The organism is Planomonospora alba, assembly GCF_039534085.1.
GTDB lineage: Bacteria > Actinomycetota > Actinomycetes > Streptosporangiales > Streptosporangiaceae > Planomonospora_B > Planomonospora_B alba.
The window spans coordinates 1-1187 of the sequence record NZ_BAAAUT010000154.1 but is presented as its reverse complement, the minus strand read 5'-3'; the positions used below and the strand labels follow the sequence as shown (position 1 = coordinate 1187).

General features: G+C 74.0%; 1 protein-coding gene. It reads left to right on the top strand.

The annotated features are described in order from the left end of the window. Positions 1-14 precede the first annotated feature (14 nt). On the top strand, positions 15-1187 hold a 1173-nt coding region (locus tag ABD823_RS34370; RefSeq protein ID WP_344867128.1), incomplete at its 3' end, for an ATP-binding protein.

The following is a 1187-nucleotide window of genomic DNA, read 5'->3' as shown; positions in this document are numbered from 1 at the left end:
GCCCGAGGACTTTCATGATCGAACCGAACGTCGTGGCGGAACTGCTGCTGGGCGGAGGTCTCGCGGTCGCCTGCGCGGCACTGGCCGCCCAGGCCCGCACCGCCCGGACCGCCGTCCGGGCCCGGCGCGCCGCCGAGAACGAGGCGGCACGGGCCAGGAGTGAGGCCGCGCACCAGGTGGAGGAGGCGCGGCTGGCCTTCGCCCGGGACGCGGACGAGCTGCGCCGGCAGGTCACCGTGAACGTGGAGTGGTACCAGGCCGCCCTGGAGGAGACCCGGCACCTGGTCCAGCAGCGGCTCCCGGCGCTGGTGGAGGCGGGCGCGCGCGAGCTGCCGGGCGCCACCGGGACCGGCCTGCTCAACCCGATGCTGAAGGGCACGCCGCTGGAGGACCTGCACGCGGCGGCCGAGGACCTGGTGCGCCAGGCGCTGGAGGACGCCCGGGCCGGAGCCGCCCGCACGGCCCGCGCCGGGGTGCGCGGCATGGCCGACGAGGCGCAGACGTTCCTCACCCGGCTCCAGATGAAGATCGACGAGGAGCTGGACAGGCACCCGCACGCCAGCGCCTACCACCAGAGCCTCATCGACATCGACCACTTCGCCACCAGGAGCCTGCACATGGTGCAGCGCCTGCGCATCCTGACCGGCTCGTGGCCGGGCACGCAGCGGGCCGACTGCACCTTCCGCGAGATCGTGGAGAGCGCGCGCGGCCGTATCGGCCCCTACGAGCGCGTCCACTACACCTACCTGCCGGAGGTCGGCGAGCTGTTCGTCGAGGGACGGGTGGTCGAGCCGGTCGTCGTCGCCCTGACCGAGCTGCTGGCCAACGCGACCGACTACTCCGGCGACCCGGTGAGCGTCTACGTCCAGCGGGTGCAGGCCGGCTACCGGATCGTGGTGGAAGACAGCGGCCTGGGCATGAACCACTTCCAGCGGGAGGCCGCCGAGCGGCTGCTGACGCACCGGGTCGTCGTGGACGTCACCACCCTGGAGGACGAGCGCAGGCTCGGGTTCGCCGTCATCGGGCGGCTCGCCCGCGACTACGGGTTCCGCGTCGATGTGAGCGCCCCGTCGGCGAGCGGCGGTGTCAAGGCGGTGCTCATGGTGCCCGACGCCCTCATGAGCCGGTCCCCGGCCGAGGAGGCCGCGCCGCGCCGCACCGTACCCGAGCCGTCCCCTGTGCCGCCC